Origin of the sequence: Nonomuraea sp. NPDC049480, from assembly GCF_044465905.1 — a bacterium.
Classification (GTDB): Bacteria; Actinomycetota; Actinomycetes; order Streptosporangiales; family Streptosporangiaceae; genus Nonomuraea.
Genome location: NZ_JBITMD010000021.1, coordinates 20,195 through 39,566, shown reverse-complemented (window position 1 = coordinate 39,566; position 19,372 = coordinate 20,195). Strand labels below are relative to the sequence as shown.

Below are 19,372 nucleotides of genomic sequence, written 5' to 3'. Positions count from 1 at the left end.
ATGATCGATGTCGTGTTGCCCTGTCTGGACGAGGCCGAGGCGCTGCCGTGGGTGCTGGACCGGATGCCGCCCGGCTACCGGCCCATCGTGGTCGACAACGGCTCCACCGACGGCTCCGACCAGGTGGCCGCCGCCCACGGAGCCCTGGTCGTACGCGAGCCGCGCCGCGGGTTCGGCGCCGCCTGCCACGCCGGCCTGCTGGCCGCCACCAGCGAGATCGTCTGCTTCATGGACGCCGACGCCTCGCTCGACCCCCGCGAGCTCCCGCTTCTCACGACGCGGCTGGATGAGGCGGACCTGGTGCTGGGCCGCCGGGTGCCCACCGCGGCGCGAGCCTGGCCGGTCCACGCCCGCCTGGGGAACGCGGTCCTGGCCCGCCGGTTGCGGCGCGCGGCCGGTGTTCCGGTGCGTGATCTCGGCCCGATGAGGGCCTGCCGCCGTGCCGCGCTGATCGGTCTCGGGCTGGCCGATCGCCGCTTCGGTTATCCCCTCGAAATGGTGCTGCGGGCGGCGGCGGCCGGATGGCGGGTCGCGGAGGTCGATGTCCACTATCACCCGCGCGCCGGCCGCTCCAAGGTCACGGGCACCGTACGGGGAACCCTCCGGGCGATCAAGGACATGCGGTCGGTCCTCGCCGCCCATCAGGGGCAGCGTACGACCATTCCCGCATAAGGGCACTGAACCACGCGATCCAGCTGCACCGCGATCCAGAGGCCGCCACCCGCGCCCGCCGCGCCGTGTGCGCCCGCCTGGGCGGCTAGGGCTGCGGCCATCGGACCGGGCCCGAATGAGGCTAGCTCGCCGAGAGCCGGTCGAAGAGCTCCAGCGCCGCCTTGCGCACCTCGTCAGGAGACAGCCCGTCCAGCGTCTCCCTGGCGTGCGTGATGTCGCGAGTCGTGGCCAGCGTGATGGCCACGGACGAGGCGGCGGCGCGGTCGATCGATCCCGTCGGGGCGGCGTCGGCCAGCTGCTGGGCGCTCGCGGCGAGGTCGAGGTTGTCTCTCAACGGATCTCCTCGGATGAAGACGGTTCGGCCCATTGCATCATCTGGCATCGTGTCTCATCCACCATTCGGTGAATTCCCGGCATCGCCCATCGGCAACGAACCGTATCACCCAAAGATTGCTATAGGTTTTGTCCGGATACGTGGTCACTCCTTGAATGACGCCCACGTCCTCCGTCACGCACACCGGGTGCCACTCGAACGTGGCCTCACCTGGTTTGTCCTGCCGGTCGAGCCAGTTTCTGACGATCTCCTCCCGCCCGTGCCACGGCGCGCTGTACGGCTCGGTGTAGTAGACGGCGTCCTCCGTGAACAGCGCGGAGATGTCGTCGGGATCGTTGGAGTTCCACGCGCGGACGTACCCCTCGATCCACGGACGCGGCTCGACCATGAACTCAGCCTCTCAGCGGATCGTGTCCGACGGTCATGAGCTCGCGCCGCGACTCGTCGTCCGTCCGGTCGCCCACGGTCTCCACGAGCTCGACGACCTGCCGCATGACGTCCAGGTCGTCCTTGGTGAGGTCGCCCTTGCGCTTGTTCAGGACGTGGAGGACGCCCCGCCCCAGCTCGTCGATGCCCAGGTCGGGATCGGGCGGGAAGCCGTCCTCGTCGGAGGCGTCCGCCAGCAGGTACGCGCGCAGTTCCTCGGAGTTCATGTTGACCGTGCGGTGGAACTCGTCCCAGAGCATGTCGGTCTCAAAGCCCTCAGTCATACTCGCCCGCCTACCCGTCTTGCCCAGCCTTACGCCCCCGGCGCGGCCAGCCCCGACTCGTACGCGGCGATCACCGCCTGCACCCGATCCCGCAGCCCCAGCTTGCTCAGCACGTTGCTGACGTGCGTCTTCACCGTGTGCTCGCTGACCACCATGGCCTTGGCGATCTCCGCGTTGGACAGCCCGCGCGCGATCAGCAGCAGCGTCTCGCGCTCCCGCGCGGTCAGCACGCCGAGCGTCGCCGCCACGGGACGGGCCACCGGCCGCGAGGTGAACTCGCCGATCAGCTTCGTGGTGACGGCCGGCGCCAGCAGCGACTCGCCCGCCGCGATCACCCGCACCGCGTTCACCAGGTCGTCGCGCCGCACGTCCTTGAGCAGGAACCCGCTCGCCCCGGCCCGCAGCGCGTCGAACACGTAGTCGTCCAGGTCGAACGTGGTCAGCATCAGCACCCGGGACCTGGTCTCCGCGCACACGATCCTGGCCGCCTCGATGCCGTCCATCCTGGGCATGCGGATGTCGAGCAGCAGCACGTCGGGTTCGTGCTCGCGAACCGCGGCCACCGCCTCGACCCCGTCGCCGGCCTCGGCGACCACCTCGATGTCCGGCTGGGCGTCCAGGATCATCGCGAACCCGCCCCTGACCAGTTCCTGGTCGTCGGCCACGACGACGCGCACGCTCATGACGCCGCCAGCGGCAGGCGTACCGACACCATGAACCCGGGACCGTCCGGCCGGGGACCGGCAGTGGCCGTGCCGCCGCAGGCGTAAGCCCGCTCGCGGATGCCGATCAGGCCGTTCCCGCCCGAGGGCAGGGCCCGGCCCGAGCCGGGTCCGTTGTCCGTGATGTCGATCATGAGATCGTCGTTCTCCCAGGTGAGCCGGATGTCGGCGCGGTCCGCGCCGGAGTGCTTGACGATGTTGGTGAGCGCTTCCTGCGTGATCCGGTAGGCGGCGACCGCGCAGTCGGGCGCGAGCGGGCGCGGGTGGCCGGACTCGGTGAAGGCCACGTCCAGGCCAGTGCCGCCGACCTGCCCGGCCAGCGCCGGCAGGTCGCCGATCGTGGGCTGCGGCAGGCGCGGCGCCTCGTCCTCCTTCAGCACGCCGAGCAGGCGGCGCAGTTGCACCATCGCGTCCCGCCCGGCCGCGGCGATCGCGTCGAACGCGGCCTCCGCCCGGGCCGGATTGGTCCGCACCACCACGGGCCCCGCCTCGGCCTGCACGACCATCAGGCTGACCGCGTGGGCCAGGATGTCGTGCATGTCGCGGGCGATCCTGGCGCGCTCGCGCTCGGCCGCGCGCTCGGCTTCCATCTGACGTTCCCTTTCCAGCCTGGCGGCACGTTCCTCGAGAGTGGCCGCGTGGGCGCGGGAGGTGGCCGCGGCCCGGCCGATGGCGTACGCGGCGACCATCTGCACCACGCCGCGCATCGCGGTCTCCCACGACCCGACCGTCAGCATGGCACCGGCCAGGGCCACGATGAGCATGGCGATCCTGGCCGTCCGAGAGCTGTAGACGGCCACCGTGTAGAACGCGACGAGGCCGCCGTACCAGATGGGTTGGTTGGCGACGGTGTCGACGAGATCGTAGAGGGCGCTCACGCCCAGGCTGATCACCAGGACGGTCACGGGCGCCCGCCGCCGCCACACCAGGGGGACCGAGGAGCCGATCGCCACCACGTATCCCCACCAGTGCCACGACTGTCCGGAGTGGCTCTGCCCCGAGAGCAGCGGCCACAGTTGCACCACCGTGATCACGGCGGTGAGCGCCCCGTCCACCCAGAGGTGCGGGAGTCTTTGGAACCTGCGGCGCGCGATGTCGACGAGCGTCAGATCGGGCACCGCCCCATTTTTCCTCACGCCCGGGCGAGGGTGTGCTGGGCGGCAGGGGCGGTGCGAGGGGCCAGCAGCCAGAACAACCCCAGCAGGAAGAGCGCGCTGACCGGGATGAGATCCTTGTCGACCATCGGGAGCATGAGGCCGGCCAGCAGCGCGACCGGGATCCAGGCCTTGACCTGCCTGCGGACGGCGAGGTGCACGACGAGCGCCAACTGCGCCACGTAGAACAGGAACGGCCCCACGTCGTAGACGGCGAGCTGCACCCCGGGCACGGCCTGGACCTGGTCGAACAGCGTCCCCATCGCGGCGCGGTCGGCGGCCATGAACCCGATCGCGATGTCGATCGTGAACTGGGCGAGCAGGCAGGCTATCCCGGTGAATCCGAGGACCATGCCCGTCGTGGCGGGCCAGGTTCGCCCTAGCCTCTGCCACATGTCCCGGAATATCGCGGCGAAGAGCACGAGCGCGGCTATGAACGCCAGGTGCCCGGTCGTCCAGGCGAGCCCCGGCCCGTAAGTCCCGTCGAACCCGTCGATGATCCGGATCCCTCCGTAGGCCAGCATGAGCAGCGGGGCGGCGACGTAGACGGTGCGGATGTTCATGGCGGGATCTCCTCGCAGAGGCTGTTGGATACCCTTCATCCTGCGATTTCGCGCCTCGGAAAGGATCGCCGAGGCGAGCGATCCTCGCCTCCCTCTCAAGAGGGAGTCCGCCTCGCTCGTGAGACCCAGCCGGGGTCAGCCGATGCCGTCGGCGAGCTTGGCGACCGTGTCCTCGACCCGCCGCTGCCTGGTCTCGGGCTTCTTGGCGCCCTCGATCTGCAGCACGTAACGCCTCTTGCGGGAGTACGACAGGCTCTCGAAGAACTTCCTGGCCTCGGGAGCGCGGTCGAGCGCCTCGGCCAGGTCGGCGGGCACCACGATCTCCCGGGGCGCGGTGTCGAGCTCCACGGTGACCTCGACCTCGTCGCCCGCCGCCACCCCGGCGCCCTGCCGGATCTCGGCGCTCACCGGCAACATGTAGCGGCCGCCCATCGTGGCCACGGTGGTGCGGTAGGTGTAGGAGTTGATCGTGACGGTCACGGCGGGCCGCTTGCCGCCGCCCAGCGCATCGACGACTTCGCCGGGGACCTCGATCCCCGTGGCGGTCTTGCCGTGCAGCTCCATGGTGGCGCGGAATCTCACTGGAAGAACTCCTTCAGCACGGGGGCCGGCGCGACCGCCTTGACGATGTGGGTCTGGCCGTCGAGCGTACGGCGCTCGGCGCCGGGCCAGGTAGCCGCCGGGGATGGCCGCGGTGCTGAGCGCGCCGTCCACGAGGATGACCGCGGGGCCCTGTGGGAACGGGATTCGTGCGGATTTTTTAGGTATGGGGTACTCAGAGGGCCCCAGCGTGCTCCGTAAGGATAGGAGCCGTCCTGGCGCGGGGGACGCGGGACGGCTCCGGAAGCGTGCCGCGAAGGAGGGGACGGCACGTGCCGCGGGTCGCGGCGAGCGGTCTGCCAGCCGCCGGCCCGGCCTGCGGCACGTGCCGAGAGGAACGTCCTAGGAGGGTGCGGGGCCGGTGCTGCCGCGCGGCGTGAGGACGGCGGCCTGGTCCTCGTACGGCGGCACGCTCTCGCCGGCGATCAGCGCCAGCAGCCGCTGGGCGGCGTGCGCGCCGTAGGCCGGGATGTCGCGGGTCAGGGCGGTCAGCGGCGGGCGGACGACCTGGGCGAGAGGCGAGTCGTCCCAGGCCACGATCGACAGGTCGCGCGGCACGTCCACCCGCATCTCCTGCGCGACGGACAACCCCGCCACGGCCGTGATGTCGTTGTCGTAGACGATCGCCGTGGGTCGCTCGGGCGAGCTGAGCAGCCGCCGGGTGGCCCGGGCGCCCTCCTCGCCGGTGTAGTCCGTGTGCACGGTGACGTGCTCGGCCGCCCCCTGGCACGCCTCGGTGAACGCCTGGTCGCGTACCACGGTGTGGACGAGCTGGGGCATCCCGGCCACCCGTGCGATGCGGCGGTGCCCGAGCGCGACGAGGTAGCCGACGGTCTCGCGGACGGCCTGCCCGTCGTCGGACCAGATGGCCGACAGCGAGCCCGACACGGAGGGATGGCCGATGACGACGGCCGGCATGCCGAGCCGCTCCATCTCGGCCACCCGGGCGTCCGAAGAGTGCAGATCCACGAGGAAGGCTCCGTCGATGCGGCTCTCGCCCCACCAGCGCCGGTAGACCTCGCTCTCCTGCTGGTGGCTGGTGACCACCTGGAGCAGCAGCGCGTACGACCGGTCGGCGAGCACGCCCTCGATGCCGCTGATCAGCTCCATGAAGAACGGCTCGACGCCCAGGACGCGGGCGGGACGGCACAGCGCGAGGCCGACGCAGTTGGCCCGGGCGCCGTTGAGCGCCCGCGCGGCGCTGTTGGGCCGCCAGCCGATCTCGTCCGCGATGGCGATGATCTTGGCCCGCGTCGCCGCCGACACCCCCGGTTGCCCGTTGAGCGCGTAGGACACCGCCACTTTGGACACGCCCGCCCTGGTGGCGATGTCGGCGATCGTCGGTCGCTTCACGGATTCCCTCTCTGAACCGGGTAACCACTCATACTGTAGGCCACCCGGGAACAAGGGCATTAACCGTTTAAGCCACGTGCCAGGGCCTGGCCTCCTCGGTATCCTGCGCGGCGCCGGCCACGCGCAGTGCGTACGTGGGCCGCTCGGTCCCCTCCACCTTCCCCAGGTAGGTGTGCCCGGTCAGGTGGCACCAGGCCGGCAGGTCGACGGGCGCGGCCGGGTCGGTGGCGATCAGGTGGATCAGGGCGCCGGAACCGGCCTGGCGCACGTGGCCGCGCAGCTCGATGAGCAGCTGAACGCACAGCTTGTCGCCGCCGTCCACAACGAGATCAGGCATGGGTATAGGAAACCATCTCCGGCGGGACCGCGTGGCACGACGAGGCACGCGGCGGCGGGGCCGCAAAGAGGCGGGGCGCCGAGCAGGGGTCAGGAGACGCCGGGCGGGGAGGTGGAATCCCGGATGACGAGCTGGCACGGCATCTTGTGCACTCCGGGCGTGGCCTTGCCGTCGATGGCCGCGAACAGGTGCTGGGCGGCCGTCCGCCCCAGCGACTCCAGGTTCATGTCGACCGTGGTCAACGCGGGGCGGGTCTCGGTCGACAACACCTCCCAGTTGTCGTACCCGACCACCGCGATGTCGTCCGGCACCCGCCGCCCCCGCTCCCGCGCCGTCTCCACGAACCCGGCCGCGATCTGGTCGCTGCCGCAGAACACGGCGTCCACGTCCGGCTCGGCCATCAGCAGCATCTCGGCCGCGTGCCGGCCCCACCGCTGTGACCACGGCCCCGACAACGTCTGGCCGACCTGCGCGAGGCCGGCCTCCTCCAGGGCCAGGCGCAGGCCCTCCGCGCGGTCTCGGGCGGCCGTGTAGTGGGTAGGTCCCGTGATGTGCGCGATCTTGCGGCGGCCCATCGCCAGCAGGTGGTTGACGGCCATGGCCGCCGCCCCCACGTCGTCCGGCACGAACGACACGTCGTCCGGGTCCTCGGACGGCCCGTACGCGTACACGACGGGCACCGGCAGGTCCTTGCTCACCGACGGCCGTGGGTTGGTGCTCTCACCCACCACGATCAGCCCGTCCACCCGGCGCGACAGCAGCGCCCGCAGGTGGTGCTGCTCCCTGATCGCGTCGCCCCGCGCGTCGCAGAGCAGCACGGCCATCTCGTCGGCTCCGAACGCGTTCTCCGCGCCGAGTAGCACCGGGATGCCGAACCGGCCGACGCTGTCGGAGGTCAGCAGCCCCACCGTGCGCGTCTGGCCCGACAGCAGCCCCCTGGCGAGGGCGTTCGGCTGGAAGGAGAGCTCCGCCGCGGCGGCGAGCACGCGCTCGCGCGTCGTCGCCCGCACATCCTGGCGTCCGTTGAGTGCCTTGGACGCCGTGGCGATCGAAACCCCCGCCAGCGAGGCCACATCGTTGATGGTCGCCCGCTTAGTCGCCATGTTTCGAAACCCTTTTCGGTCACCTGTGAACTGCCTAGAACCCTAACACCCATTGACAGTGCCACAGGTTTCTTCTACGTTTCCGAAAACCTTTAAGTCCAGGAGCACATCATGAGACGAAGGCTGGCCGGGATCTCCCTTCTCAGTTTGTTGGCGCTCACAGCAGCGGCCTGCGGAAGCAGCGGCGGAGGCGGTGGCGGAGGCGGCACGCAGCCCGCGGACAGTCCCGTGACGATCACCATGTGGACCCGCGCCGCCACTCAGACGCAGAGTGAGCGGCTGGTCCAGGAATACAACAAGACGCACAAGAACCAGGTGAAGCTCACCGTCATCCCCACGGACAACTACCAGCCGCGGATCGCCGCCGCGGCCGGCGCCAAGCAGCTCCCCGACGTGTTCGCGGCCGACGTCATCTTCGTCCCGAACTACACCTCGCAGGGCCTGTTCATGGACATCACGGACAGGGTCGCGAAGCTCTCGTACAAGGACGGGCTCGCGCCCTCGCACATGAAGCTCGGCACGCTCGACGGCAAGATGTACACCCTGCCGCACACCCTCGACCTGTCGGTCTGGTTCTGGAACAAGGACCTGTACGAGAAGGCCGGGCTCGACCCCGAGAAGGGCCCGAAGACGCTGAAGGAGTTCGCCCAGCACGCCACCACCATCCAGGACAAACTCGGCAAGGACGGCAAGGTCCACGGCACGTTCTTCGGCGGCAACTGCGGCGGCTGCTACGTCTTCACGTTCTGGCCGTCCGTCTGGGCCGCCGGCGGTCAGGTCATGAACGCCGAGGGCACGCAGTCGCTCAACGACCAGCCCGCGATGACCGACGTCTTCAAGATCTACCGCGAGCTGTACGAGAAGAAGGCCACCGGCCCGACGGCCAAGGAGGAGCAGGGCCCGACCTGGACCGGCTTCTTCCCCAAGGGCGAGATCGGCGTCATGCCCATGCCGTCGACCACGCTCGGCCTGATGCCCAAGGACATGAAGGTCGGCGTCACCCCGATCGCCGGTCCCGACGGCGGCGAGTCGACGTTCGTCGGCGGCGACTCCGTCGGCATCTCCTCCACCAGCAAGAACGCCGACGCGGCCTGGGAGTTCCTGTCCTGGACGGTCTCCGACCAGGCGCAGGTCGAGGTCATGGCCAAGAACAAGGACGTGCTCGCGCGTACCGACCTGGCCAGCAACAAGTACTCCTCCGAGGACCCGCGCGTGGTGCTGATCAACTCGCTGGTGGCCAAGGGCCAGACCCCGTTCGCGCTGCGCTTCGGCCAGACCTTCAACGACCCGCAGGGCCCGTGGCTGCGTTACGCCCGCGAGGCCGTGTTCGGTGACACCTCCAAGCTCCCGCAGCTGAACGCCGAGATCACGAAGTCGCTGCAACAATGACCTTGACGATCAACCGTACCGGGCGGCGGCCGGCGCACTCCGCGCCGTCCGCCCGGTGGCGGAGCAGGAAGGTCCAGGGCTGGCTGTACGCGATGCCGACGGCCGTCATCGTGGGCGTGCTGTTCATCGCGCCCCTGGTGCTGGTCGTCTGGATGTCGCTCAACCGCTGGCCCCTGCTCGGCCAGGCCACGTTCAACGCGCCTGACAACTACGCCAAGATCGCCGACAATCCGCTCTTCGTCGACGCGGTCTTCTTCACGCTGAAGTACACCGTGATCACCACCGTCGTGCTGTCCGTGGCGGCGCTCGGCCTGGCCCTGCTGGTGCAGGACCGCAGGCCGGGCATCGGCTTCTTCAGGACCGCGTTCTTCCTGCCGGGCGCGGTCGGCTTCGCCGCGGCCGGGCTGCTGTTCTACGGCATGCTGAACAACGACTTCGGCCCGATCGACCCGATGCTCCAGTCGCTGGGCATCACCGACGAGCCGGTGAAGTGGATCGGCACGCCCAACATGGCGCTGTTCTCCACGATCACGCTGGTCATCTGGCGCTTCGCCGGGTTCAACATGCTCATCCTGCTGACCGGCCTGCAGGCCATCCCCACCGAGGTGTACGAGGCCGCCAGGAGCGACGGCGCCAACCGCTGGCAGATCTTCACCAAGATCACGCTGCCGCTGCTGCGCCCGACGCTGGCGCTGATGCTCATCCTCAGCATCACCGGCTCCCTGCTGGCCTTCGACCAGTTCTTCGTCTTCACCAACGGCGGCCCCGACAACAGCACCGTCTCCATGGTCATGGTCGTCTACCGCGACGCGTTCTTCCGATTCGACCTCGGCGGCGCGGCGGCGCTGTCGGTCGTGCTGCTCGTGGCCCTCGTCGGGCTCAACACGCTGATGATGCGGAGGCTGCGATGAGCCGTTACCTCACGCTGTCCGCCCTGGCGGTGCTCTTCCTGTTCCCGCTGGTGTGGAGCGGGTACGCCTCGCTTGAGGAGCCGTCCAACTACCTGGAGATGGCCCAGTTCGGCGAGGGCGTCGGCACGTACACGACCAACAGCGTGCTGGTCTCCGTCATGACCGTGGCGGGCACGCTGGTCGTCTCCGCGCTCGGCGGCTACGGCTTCGCCCGCTTCGACTTCCCCGGCAAGAACCTGCTGTTCCTGGCCACGCTGGCGATTCTCATGGTGCCGTACGCGACCATCCTCATCCCGCTCTACGTGCTTCTCGGCTACATCGGCCTGCAGAACTCTCTCGTCGGGCTTTCGCTGGTGTTCGTGATGTTCCAGCTGCCGTTCGCGCTGTTCATGATGCGCAACGCGTTCGAGGCGATCCCGCGCGAGCTGGAGGAGGCCGCGCTGGTGGACGGGTGCGGCACGTTCCGCGCGTTCACCAGGATCCTGCTGCACGCCGTGCGGCCCGCGCTGGTCACGGTGGGCCTGTTCGCCTTCCTGGCCTCGTGGAACGACTTCTTCGCGCCGCTCATCCTGCTGAACGACGGCGCGTCGTTCACCCTGCCGGTGGCCGTGGTGAGCATGACGCAGCAGACGTTCGGCGCGATCGACTACGGCATGCTGCAGGCCGGCGTCATGGTCATGGCCTTCCCCTGTCTCATCCTCTTCATCGTTCTGCAGCGCCACTACGTGCGCGGATTCATGTCAGGAGCTCTGCGTGGCTAATCCCGTCCTGCCCTCATCGGGCGTCCTGTCCCCCCTCGGCCTCGACGCCGTACACATCTCGCCCGGATTCTGGGGCGACCGGGTCGCGCTCAACCGCGAGGTCACGATCGCCCACTGCCAGGAATGGGAAGAGCGCGAAGGCTGGATCCCCAACTTCCGGGGGGAGCGTCCTCGAAGGGGCCGGGAGTTCAGCGACTCCGAGATCTACAAGCTGCTGGAGGCCATGGCCTGGGCGGACCACCCGTCGCTGCCCGCGCTGGCCGAGACCGTGGCCCAGGCGCAGGAGGGCGACGGCTACATCAACACCCGCTGGTCGGGCAGCCGCTACACCGACTTCGAGTGGGGCCACGAGCTCTACTGTTACGGCCACCTCATCCAGGCCGGGGTCGCCCGGCTGCGCATGCACGGCGAGGACCGGCTGACGCAGGTGGCGGTGCGGGCCGCCGACCACGTCTGCCGCCGCTTCATGGAGGGCACCGAGACCTGCGGGCATCCCGTGATCGAGATGGCCCTCGTCGAGCTCTATCGCGTGACCGGTACCGAGCGCTACCTGGAGATGGCCCGGCGCTTCGTCGAGCGGCGCGGCCTGCCGGCGCTCGCCGACATCCCCTTCGGCCGCGCCTACTACCAGGACGACATGCCCGTCCGGCAGGCGCAGGTGTTCCGCGGGCACGTGGTCCGGGCGCTCTACCTGGCCTCCGGCGTGGTGGACGTGGCCGTCGAGACCGGCGACGAGGAGCTGCTGAAGGCCGTCGAGGCGCAGTGGGAGCGGACGATCGCCCGCCGCACGCACCTGACCGGCGGCATGGGCTCACGCCACATCGACGAGTCGTTCGGCGAGGACTACGAGCTGCCGCCGGACCGGGCCTACAACGAGACCTGCGCGAGCATCGCCTCGATCATGCTGGCGCACCGGCTGCTGCTGGCCACCGGCGACGGACGCTACGCCGACCTGGCCGAGCGGACCCTGTACAACATGATCGCCACCGGCGTCGCGCTGGACGGCCGGTCGTTCTTCTACGCCAACCCCCTGCAGGTGCGCGTGCCGGCGGAGCCGCTCGAAGGGGTCAACCACGCCGCCGAGGGCGGGCTGCGCTCGCCGTGGTTCGACGTGTCCTGCTGCCCGAACAACATCGCCCGCACGCTGGCCTCGCTGCCCGCCTACCTCGCCACGTCCTCGGCCGACGGGATCCAGATCCACCACCACACGCCCGCCGAGATCCGGCACGGCGACCTGGCGGTGCGGGTGGAGACCGGCTACCCGTGGGACGGCGCGGTGACGGTGCGGGTGCTGGAGGACGGCGAGGGCCGCATCTCGCTGCGGGTCCCGGCCTGGGCCACGGACGCGACGCTCGCGCACGGGGGGACGGTCCGTGGGGTGACCCCGGGGTACGCGGTCGCCGACGGGCCGTGGCGGGCCGGTGACGAGATCCGGCTGGAGCTGCCGATGGCGCCCCGGTGGACGTTCCCCGGCCGGCGCATCGACGCGCTGCGGGGGAGCGCGGCCCTGGAGCGGGGGCCGCTGGTCTACTGCGCGGAGTCGGTGGCCGACGAGCCGCCGCTCGGCGATATCACGGCGCGGGTTTCGCCGCCCGTGGAGCACCACGCGGACGGCGTGGTGGAACTGGAGGTTCAGGCGTCGCTCGGCGCCGGTGACCCGGGCGGCTGGCCGTACGGCGCCGCACAGGACGGGCGTCCCTCGGGTGCGGACGTCGGTCTGCGGCTGGTGCCGTACCACCGCTGGGGCAACCGGGGTCCCGCGACCATGCGTGTCTGGCTACCGATCCTCTGATGGAGAGACCCATGCGGAAGAAGCTGACCTGCTTGGCGGTGTTAGCGCTCACAGCCTCGCTCGCCGCGTTACCCGCGCCTGCGGCGGCGGTGGACGATGTGGGCATGCCGGTGTTCACGGGCGGCGACCCCGTGCCCGACGAGCCCGTGGGCTACCACCCGCGCAAGATGATGGAGGAGATCTACAAGAAGGAGAAGGGCGGCGACTCGTACTGGATCGACCGCATGCTGGCCCGGCCGGGCGACGACCCGGCGGGCCCGTGGTTGATGACGCGCGGGCGGGCGCTGTTCATGAAGGAGCACGACCCGAGGAAGATCGGGTTCGGCGGGTTCGTGGCGTACTGGGAGAGCATCGACAACCGGGACGCGTACACGATCTCGTTCGGGACCGACCTGGCCGAGGACGTGTCCAAGCGGCTGCAGATGCCCAGCCACTGGTCCGGCCGGTACGCCGGCGACGGGCTGTCGGTCGGCGTGAAGAAGTTCATCACGCACGAGAACGTGGCCGTCACGACCTTGGAGATCACCAACACCGGGTCGGCGGCGAAGTCGGTGCCGATCACGGTCACCTCGCCCTACACCAAGACGGCCGACGGCGACCGCGAGCTGACCGGCGCGGTGTTCGCCAAGAACAGGCTGACCACGATCTTCCCGAGGCTCAGCGGTGACGGGCTGAAGGTCGCGGACGGCACGCTCAAGGGCTCGCTCACCGTCGAGCCGGGCAAGACCGTGCGGACCAAGGTCCAGATGGGCTTCGTCACCGAGGAACTGCCGGAGTCGCGGTCCGAGTACGACGGCTACAAGGGCCGCTCGGCGGAGAAGGCGCTGCGGCGGCAGATGCAGGACTACAACGCCTGGTGGGCGGAGAACGTCCCCTACATCGACGTGCCCGACGAGAACATCAAGAAGTTCGTCTACTACCGCTGGTGGCTGATGCGCTTCAACTTCCTCGACGCCGACATCCCCGGGAACGACTACCAGTTCCCGACGTCGGTGGAGGGCGCGCTGGGCTACAACAACGCGATCGTGCTGACCGTGCCGATGTTCGTGCAGGACCTGAAGTACCTGCGCGACCCGATCTACTCGTACGGGCCGTGGGTGTCGGCGGGCGAGGTCTCGCGCAACTCCAAGTACACCGACAACCCGGGCGACCCGGAGAACTGGTCGAACAGCTACACGCAGTACATCTCGGCGGCGGCGCTGGAGAGCTACCAGATCCACGGCGGGCAGCCGCAGATCCTGCGCAACCTCGCCCGCTACGCCGAGAAGGACGTCTACGGCCAGCTCAACGCCTACGACTCCAACAAGAACGGCGTCATCGAGTACGACCGGGAGTACATGACCGGCAACGACGCCGACGCCGTGTCGTTCCACTACTACGAGCGGGCCAACGAGCGGCTGGAAGGCTCCTACGTCTACGCCAACGCGATGGCGGCGGCGCAGGCGTACGAACTGGCCGGTGACCAGGCGAAGGCCGCCGAGATGCGCGGCGCGGCCGACAAGGTCAAGAACGGTATCCTGACGCTGCTCTGGGACGAGCAGAACAAGCTGTTCAAGCACCGCGACCTGCAGACGGGCAACCTGATCCCGTGGAAGGAGTCGAACAACTACATCCCGTACGCCACCGGCCTCGTCCCCACCGACGACCCGAAATACCGGGAGGCGCTGCGGTTGTGGGCCGATCCTGCGGAATACCCGATCTTCCCGGCGTACACCGCCAACCAGAAGGACAAGGCGGAGGCGGCCGAGGCCGGGAACCCGGGGTCGAACAACTTCTCGCAGATCAACTCGACGCGTAACTTCGCGTTCTTCTCCAAGGCGATCCGCGAGTACCAGACGCCGTACATCACCGCCGACCAGTACAAGCAGCTGCTCTACTGGAACGCCTGGTCGCAGTACGTCGGCGGCGACACCCGCTACCCCGACGCCAACGAGTTCTGGGCCGACTGGAACCAGGCCACCAAGACCATCGGTTACCGCTCCTGGATCCACCACACGATCCTGGGCAGCAGCAACTGGACGGTCATCGAGGACGTCATGGGCCTGCGCCCGCGCTCGGACGGCAAGGTCGAGCTGTGGCCGGTGGACATCGGCTGGGACCACTTCACCGTCAACGGCGTCAACTACCGGGGCAATGACCTGACCATCGTCTGGGACAAGCCGGGCGACGGGACCACGCACTACAAGGGGGTGCCCGAGGGGTACTCGATCCTGATCGACGGCAAGCGCAAGGTCACCCTGTCCGGGCTGGCGCACGCCGTCTGGGACCCGGCCACGGGCAAGGTCGAGGGCGGTCAGGTCGTGCACGCCGAGAAGGCCTCCTCGATGAAGGCGCCGGTCCAGGTCCAGCTGGAAGGTGATCGTGTCGAGGACCTGTTCCAGAAGGCCGGCGTGGACCTGCGCTCCACCCGCTCCAACCTGGTCAAGTCCGCCACCGCCTCGCACGGCGACCCGGCCGGCGCGGTGGACGGGTTCACGATCAACGAGCCGTACTGGGGGAGCAAGGGCTCCGGCAAGGCCCAGGACTGGCTGGAGGTAGACCTCGGCTCGGCCCAGGTCGTGGACCGGCTGAAGTTGTACTTCTACAACGACCGCAAGGCGGCCGGCTACTACGAGCCCTCCTTCTACTCGGTGCAGTATCTCGACGGCGACACGTGGAAGGACGTGCCCAGGCAGGCGCATCAACCGGTCTATCCGCGGGCGAACCTCAACGAGGTCCGTTTCCCGTCCATCAGGGCGCAGAAGCTGCGGGTGCTGGTCACGCACCGGCCCGGCTACGCCACGGGGTTGAAGGAGGTGCAGGCGTACCGGACGGGCGCGGGCGCCGGCTCGGCCGGCAACCGGGCGCCGTCTGTGGTGGCCGTGATCGATCCCGCCTTCAACCGCCCCGGGCAGGTCAGGATCGACGCGGTGGTCAAGGACGACGCGCTGCCGTCGGGCAGGCTCACCACCCAGTGGACCCAGGTCGACGGGCCCGGCGAGGCGTTCTTCACCGACCCGACGGGCATGAGCACGGTGGTCGCGTTCTCCGAGGCGGGCGCGTACCGGCTGAAGCTCACCGCCACGGACGGCGCGAAGACCACCACCGCGACCGTGCACGTCACCGCCACGGCCCAGGCCGAGCAGGTGAACGTGGCGCCCAAGGCCACGCCGACGGCCTCGTACACCTCGCCGTGGGAGCGGGTCACCGGGATCAACGACGGCATCGACCCGCCGCGCTCCAACGACGGCGCCAACCCGCGCTGGGGCACCTGGCCGCAGCAGGGCACGCAGTGGGTGCAGCTCGAATGGCCGGCGCCGGTGCGGGTGAACAAGGCCGACGTGTACTTCTTCGACGACGGCGGCGGCGTGCGCCTGCCGGCCTCGTGGAAGATCCAGCAGTGGGACGGCGACTCCTTCGAGGACGTCACCGGCGTCGCCTCCTACCCGAACACCGTGGACGCCTACAACACGGTCTCGTTCGACGCCGTCACGACCTCGCGGCTGCGCGTCCAGCTCGAGGCCGGCGGGGCGTCGGTCGGGCTGCTGGAGGTCAAGACGTACGAGGTCCCGCCGGACTCGGTGCGGCCCGTGCACGTCTCCACCCTGGTCGACACGCTGCCGAAGCTGCCGGCCACCGTGGAGACCCTGTACGCGGACGGGACCCGCAGCTCCGCCGGCGTCACCTGGCAGCAGGTGATGCCCGACCAGGTGAAGACCGGCGGCACCAGTTTCACCGTCGCCGGGATCGCCGAGGGCGTCCGCCAGCCCGTCCAGGCCACGGTGTACGTCCGCACCACCGCGGCCGTGACCATCACCTCGATCGCCGAGGAGGCGGTCACGACCCGGGCCGGCGTGGCCCCCGCACTGCCGAAGACCGTCGTGGCGACGTACAACGACGGGTCGAAGGACAGCTCGGTGGCCGTCACCTGGGAGGAGATCAGCCCTGACAAGTACGCCCAGCCGGGCACCTTCACCGTGACCGGCCAGGTCCAGGGCACGACTGTCGCCGCGAAGGCCACGGTGACCGTCCAATGAGACCCGGGGCCCCCGCCACTCCTCTGGGCGGGGGCCCCGGCCCGGCATGCCCCATCCCCGCATTCCCATGACGCCCCGCGTTCAACCTGACCGATGGTGTGAGCGTCATAATCAGTGCAATTCGGGAAAGGCGGGGTAAATGTCAGCGAACGTGCGTGCGGTCACGGTGGTGCGGGTCGTCGCCGTGGCCATGGCCGTGGCGTCGCCGGTGCTCGCCGTCTCGGCGATGCTGATCTGGGCCGGGCTGCCGCCGGAGTGGGCGCCGGGGCGGACGCTCAGCCCGCAGTCCGCCGTCACTCTGACCTTTCCCGCGGTCGGCGCGTTCCTGATCTTCCACCGGCCCCGGCTGAACATGGCGTGGCTCATGAGCGTCGGCGGTCTCGCGGCCGCCGTGAGCGACTTCTCGAGCGCGCTGATGTTCCGCACCGCTGCCGGCGGGGACCTCGACGCCGCGGGGTGGCTGCGGCTGCCGGCCAATCTCGGGTGGGCGGTGTGCGGGGTGACGCTCACGATGCTGTTGCCGCTGTACTCGCCGGACGGCCGCCTGCCCTCCCGGCGCTGGCGGGCCGCCCTGGTGCTGGGCTGCGCCGGCATGACGACCGTGCTGCTGCGCAGCACGTTCAAGGAGCCCCCGCCCCTCGCGGGCTACCCGTTCCCCGAGATCATCCCCAACCCGCTGCAGATTCCCGCGATGACCCCGTACACCGGGGCCATGTTCGTGGCCGGCTGGACGGCCATCTACACGGGGATGGCGCTGGCGGCGCTGTCGCTGGCAGTGCGGATGCGGCGGGCCGACTCGGCCGGGCGGCGGCAGATCGGGTGGCCGCTGCTGGCGTTCTGCGGCTACATCGTGTTCCTGATCTCGGGCGCATTCGTGCCGGTACTCATGTGGCCGGCGATCGCCTGGGCGGCGGCCATCCCGTTCGCGGTGGCGTTCTCGGTGATGCGTTACCGGTTGTTCGGGATCGACACGGTGATCAGCCGGGCGTTCGTGGCGGCGGGGCTGGTGGCCGCGGTCAGCGCGGTCTACTTCGGCGTCGGCACCCTGTCGAGCCTGCTGGTCGCCGACTACGGCAAGATCGCCGGAATCGCGGCCGCGTTGTTCGCGGGCGGGTTCTTCCAGCCGATGCGGCGGACGCTCCAGCGGGTCATCGACCGCATGCTGTACGGCGCCGTCGGCGATCCCGGCGTGCTCGCCGAGCGGCTCACCCAGGCGGTGCGCCGCGGCGACCCGGCCAAGGCGCTGACCTCGGTGGTGAGCGTGCTGCGCGACGGGCTGGCGGTCGACGGCGTGGCCGTCGAGGTGACCGACGGCGAGCCCCGCTACGTCGAGAACGGCCGGGTCGGCGACCAGCCCCGCGAGGTGCCGCTGGTCTGGCACGGGGAACGTGTCGGCCGCCTGCTCGTCGGCCCGCCGGGGCCGCGCCGCCGCTTCCCGGCCGCGCACAACGAGCGTGTGCTGGCCACGCTGACCCCGTACGCCGCCGACGTGGCCCACGCCGTCCGAATGGCCGCCGACCTGCAGCGCTCCCGCGAGCGCATCCTGACCACCAGGGAGGAGGAGCGCCGCCGCCTGCGCCGCGACCTGCACGACGGGCTCGGCCAGACCCTCTCCGCCATGGCCATGACCATCAACATGGCCCGCCTCAGCCTGAAGAGCTCCCCGGAGTCGGCCGATTCCCTGCTCGGGGAGCTGCACTCGGGCATGAGCGCCGTCACGAACGACATCCGCGAGCTCGTGTACGGCCTGCGCCCGCCCGCGCTCGACGACCTGGGCCTGGCGCGGGCGGTACGCGAGCTGGCCGGGCAGTCCTCACCGGACACCGAGGTCCGGGTCGAGGTCGAGGGCAACCTGCGGGACCTGCCCGCGGCCGTCGAGGTGGCGGTCTACCGGATCGTCCAGGAAGCCCTCACCAACATCCGCAAGCACGCCGCGGCATCCCTCGCCCGGATCGTGCTCCAGCGGGAGCGGTCGATGCTCCGCGTCTTGATCAGCGACGACGGCAAGGGGATCCCCGAGTCGTACCGCGCGGGCGTCGGCCTGGGCTCGATGCGTGAGCGGGCGGCCGAGCTGGGCGGGATCTGCGTGATCGGCGGTGAGCCGGGCGACGGCACCCGCGTGGAGGTCATGTTCCCGCTCCTGACCGCGCCGGCCGAGGCGCTGACCTGAGCACCGCCGCGAAGAACGGCGGATGTCACCGCCCTGAGGCGCCTGGGTCAGCGGAGCGTCGGCAGGCCGGCGGCGATCGCGCTGAGCATGCGGACCAGCGTGGGCACGAAGGGCAGGCGTGTGGCGGCGAGGTCCGGATCCTCGGCGTAGACCTGGACGATGGTCGGGGGCGGGTTGACGACGGGATAGAGCAGGCCGGCCATGGCGACGCCGGCCGTGACGAGCTCCACGCCCTCGCTCTCCGTCAGGTCCGTGACGTCGGCGACCCGCTTGCCCAGATCAGCGAGCTGGCTGTGCACGGCCCGCTTGTAGGCGCGTGCCGCCGGCACCGACACGTTGTGCTCCAAGCTGGTCGAGAGGTGGCTGAGGAGGTCACAGAACAGCCGCCGCTCGGCCAGCGTCTCCGCCAGCGCCGTCACCGCGCCGGCCGTGCCGGTGACCTCCCGCAGCCGCTCGGCGACCGCCTCCGCGCAGCGCTGCCCCTCCTCGGCGGCCAGGTGGAGGTAGATCTCCTCCTTGGTGCCGAAATAGCGCGCGATGTTGGACTTGGCCAGGCCGACGGCCTCCGCGACCGCGCCCAGGCTGACGGTGCGCACGCCCGAGGCGACGGCGAGCTCGCGCGCGGCATCGAGGATCGCCTCGCGCCGCTGCTGCTTGTGCTCGGGCCGCCGGGCCCTGAGGAATGCCGATCTCGTCATCTCGTTGCCAGCATACGGCTCCCGAGCTAAAAGAACACCGTTCTCTTGTTAAGTGGACACCGTTCTGTTAGCGTCCCGTGGTGTGAC

General features: G+C 70.0%; 18 protein-coding genes. 7 read left to right on the top strand and 11 right to left on the bottom strand.

What is annotated here, in order from left to right; genetic code table 11:
* Positions 1-672 (top strand): glycosyltransferase family 2 protein, encoded by a 672-nt coding sequence (locus ACIBX3_RS43115; protein ID WP_397126399.1) that lies wholly within the window; start codon positions 1-3, stop codon positions 670-672.
* Between the two features lie 121 nt (positions 673-793).
* On the opposite strand, the gene ACIBX3_RS43110 is transcribed toward ACIBX3_RS43115, so the two are convergent.
* The 10 genes from ACIBX3_RS43110 to ACIBX3_RS43065 all read right to left on the bottom strand — a co-directional run bounded on the left by ACIBX3_RS43110 (position 794) and on the right by ACIBX3_RS43065 (position 7,548).
* Positions 794-1,006 (bottom strand): hypothetical protein, encoded by a 213-nt coding sequence (locus ACIBX3_RS43110; RefSeq protein ID WP_397126398.1) that lies wholly within the window; start codon positions 1,004-1,006, stop codon positions 794-796.
* Positions 1,007-1,043: 37 nt separating this feature from the next.
* Positions 1,044-1,394 carry a nuclear transport factor 2 family protein gene (locus ACIBX3_RS43105; RefSeq protein ID WP_397126397.1) on the bottom strand — a complete coding sequence of 117 codons (351 nt, stop codon included), beginning with the start codon at positions 1,392-1,394 and terminating at the stop codon, positions 1,044-1,046.
* A gap of 4 nt (positions 1,395-1,398) precedes the next feature.
* Positions 1,399-1,716, bottom strand: a complete 318-nt coding sequence (locus ACIBX3_RS43100) for a DUF3140 domain-containing protein (RefSeq protein ID WP_397126396.1) — start codon at positions 1,714-1,716, stop codon at positions 1,399-1,401.
* Between the two features lie 29 nt (positions 1,717-1,745).
* Entirely contained in the window at positions 1,746-2,399 is a 654-nt protein-coding gene (locus ACIBX3_RS43095; protein WP_397126395.1) for a response regulator, read from the bottom strand.
* The gene (locus ACIBX3_RS43090; protein ID WP_397126394.1) at positions 2,396-3,556 is read right to left on the bottom strand and encodes a sensor histidine kinase; all 1,161 of its coding nucleotides are present in this window, start codon (positions 3,554-3,556) and stop codon (positions 2,396-2,398) included. The genes ACIBX3_RS43095 and ACIBX3_RS43090 overlap by 4 nt, the downstream gene beginning before the upstream one ends.
* 14 nt (positions 3,557-3,570) lie before the next feature.
* Positions 3,571-4,155, bottom strand: coding sequence for a hypothetical protein (locus ACIBX3_RS43085; RefSeq protein ID WP_397126393.1), 585 nt, complete (start codon positions 4,153-4,155; stop codon positions 3,571-3,573).
* Between the two features lie 135 nt (positions 4,156-4,290).
* Complete coding sequence (locus tag ACIBX3_RS43080; RefSeq protein ID WP_397126392.1) at positions 4,291-4,737, bottom strand: YdeI/OmpD-associated family protein; 447 nt, start codon at positions 4,735-4,737, stop codon at positions 4,291-4,293.
* Positions 4,738-5,097: 360 nt separating this feature from the next.
* On the bottom strand, positions 5,098-6,108 hold the full coding sequence (locus tag ACIBX3_RS43075; RefSeq protein ID WP_397126391.1) for a LacI family DNA-binding transcriptional regulator: 1,011 nt from the start codon (positions 6,106-6,108) through the stop codon (positions 5,098-5,100).
* Between the two features lie 67 nt (positions 6,109-6,175).
* The gene (locus tag ACIBX3_RS43070; RefSeq protein WP_397126390.1) at positions 6,176-6,445 is read right to left on the bottom strand and encodes a sulfurtransferase TusA family protein; all 270 of its coding nucleotides are present in this window, start codon (positions 6,443-6,445) and stop codon (positions 6,176-6,178) included.
* Between the two features lie 89 nt (positions 6,446-6,534).
* Positions 6,535-7,548, bottom strand: coding sequence for a LacI family DNA-binding transcriptional regulator (locus ACIBX3_RS43065; protein WP_397126389.1), 1,014 nt, complete (start codon positions 7,546-7,548; stop codon positions 6,535-6,537).
* Between the two features lie 228 nt (positions 7,549-7,776).
* Between ACIBX3_RS43065 and ACIBX3_RS43060 the strand changes: the two genes are divergently transcribed.
* The 6 genes from ACIBX3_RS43060 (at position 7,777) to ACIBX3_RS43035 (ending at position 18,587) form a co-directional block, all read left to right on the top strand.
* Positions 7,777-8,937, top strand: coding sequence for an ABC transporter substrate-binding protein (locus ACIBX3_RS43060; RefSeq protein ID WP_397126388.1), 1,161 nt, complete (start codon positions 7,777-7,779; stop codon positions 8,935-8,937).
* Positions 8,934-9,848 carry a carbohydrate ABC transporter permease gene (locus ACIBX3_RS43055; RefSeq protein WP_397126387.1) on the top strand — a complete coding sequence of 305 codons (915 nt, stop codon included), beginning with the start codon at positions 8,934-8,936 and terminating at the stop codon, positions 9,846-9,848. Before ACIBX3_RS43060 ends, ACIBX3_RS43055 begins: the two co-directional genes overlap by 4 nt.
* Positions 9,845-10,609, top strand: coding sequence for a carbohydrate ABC transporter permease (locus ACIBX3_RS43050; protein WP_397126386.1), 765 nt, complete (start codon positions 9,845-9,847; stop codon positions 10,607-10,609). Before ACIBX3_RS43055 ends, ACIBX3_RS43050 begins: the two co-directional genes overlap by 4 nt.
* Positions 10,602-12,401, top strand: coding sequence for a glycoside hydrolase family 127 protein (locus ACIBX3_RS43045; protein ID WP_397126385.1), 1,800 nt, complete (start codon positions 10,602-10,604; stop codon positions 12,399-12,401). The genes ACIBX3_RS43050 and ACIBX3_RS43045 overlap by 8 nt, the downstream gene beginning before the upstream one ends.
* 11 nt (positions 12,402-12,412) lie before the next feature.
* On the top strand, positions 12,413-16,417 hold the full coding sequence (locus ACIBX3_RS43040) for an Ig-like domain-containing protein (RefSeq protein WP_397126384.1): 4,005 nt from the start codon (positions 12,413-12,415) through the stop codon (positions 16,415-16,417).
* A 139-nt stretch (positions 16,418-16,556) separates the two neighbouring features.
* Positions 16,557-18,587, top strand: coding sequence for a sensor histidine kinase (locus ACIBX3_RS43035; protein WP_397126383.1), 2,031 nt, complete (start codon positions 16,557-16,559; stop codon positions 18,585-18,587).
* A 47-nt stretch (positions 18,588-18,634) separates the two neighbouring features.
* On the opposite strand, the gene ACIBX3_RS43030 is transcribed toward ACIBX3_RS43035, so the two are convergent.
* The gene (locus ACIBX3_RS43030; protein WP_397126382.1) at positions 18,635-19,285 is read right to left on the bottom strand and encodes a TetR family transcriptional regulator; all 651 of its coding nucleotides are present in this window, start codon (positions 19,283-19,285) and stop codon (positions 18,635-18,637) included.
* Between the last annotated feature and the right edge of the window lie 87 nt (positions 19,286-19,372).

What these genes read in the sequence shown, in the direction of transcription:
- ACIBX3_RS43100 (WP_397126396.1), bottom strand. Translation starts at nt 1,716, where the DNA reads ATGACTGAGGGCTTTGAGACCGACATGCTCTGGGACGAGTTCCACCGC.
- ACIBX3_RS43085 (WP_397126393.1), bottom strand. Translation starts at nt 4,155, where the DNA reads ATGAACATCCGCACCGTCTACGTCGCCGCCCCGCTGCTCATGCTGGCC.
- ACIBX3_RS43030 (WP_397126382.1), bottom strand. Translation starts at nt 19,285, where the DNA reads ATGACGAGATCGGCATTCCTCAGGGCCCGGCGGCCCGAGCACAAGCAG.
- ACIBX3_RS43065 (WP_397126389.1), bottom strand. Translation starts at nt 7,548, where the DNA reads ATGGCGACTAAGCGGGCGACCATCAACGATGTGGCCTCGCTGGCGGGG.
- ACIBX3_RS43105 (WP_397126397.1), bottom strand. Translation starts at nt 1,394, where the DNA reads ATGGTCGAGCCGCGTCCGTGGATCGAGGGGTACGTCCGCGCGTGGAAC.
- ACIBX3_RS43040 (WP_397126384.1), top strand. Translation starts at nt 12,413, where the DNA reads ATGCGGAAGAAGCTGACCTGCTTGGCGGTGTTAGCGCTCACAGCCTCG.
- ACIBX3_RS43050 (WP_397126386.1), top strand. Translation starts at nt 9,845, where the DNA reads ATGAGCCGTTACCTCACGCTGTCCGCCCTGGCGGTGCTCTTCCTGTTC.
- ACIBX3_RS43055 (WP_397126387.1), top strand. Translation starts at nt 8,934, where the DNA reads ATGACCTTGACGATCAACCGTACCGGGCGGCGGCCGGCGCACTCCGCG.
- ACIBX3_RS43095 (WP_397126395.1), bottom strand. Translation starts at nt 2,399, where the DNA reads ATGAGCGTGCGCGTCGTCGTGGCCGACGACCAGGAACTGGTCAGGGGC.
- ACIBX3_RS43115 (WP_397126399.1), top strand. Translation starts at nt 1, where the DNA reads ATGATCGATGTCGTGTTGCCCTGTCTGGACGAGGCCGAGGCGCTGCCG.
- ACIBX3_RS43070 (WP_397126390.1), bottom strand. Translation starts at nt 6,445, where the DNA reads ATGCCTGATCTCGTTGTGGACGGCGGCGACAAGCTGTGCGTTCAGCTG.
- ACIBX3_RS43035 (WP_397126383.1), top strand. Translation starts at nt 16,557, where the DNA reads ATGTCAGCGAACGTGCGTGCGGTCACGGTGGTGCGGGTCGTCGCCGTG.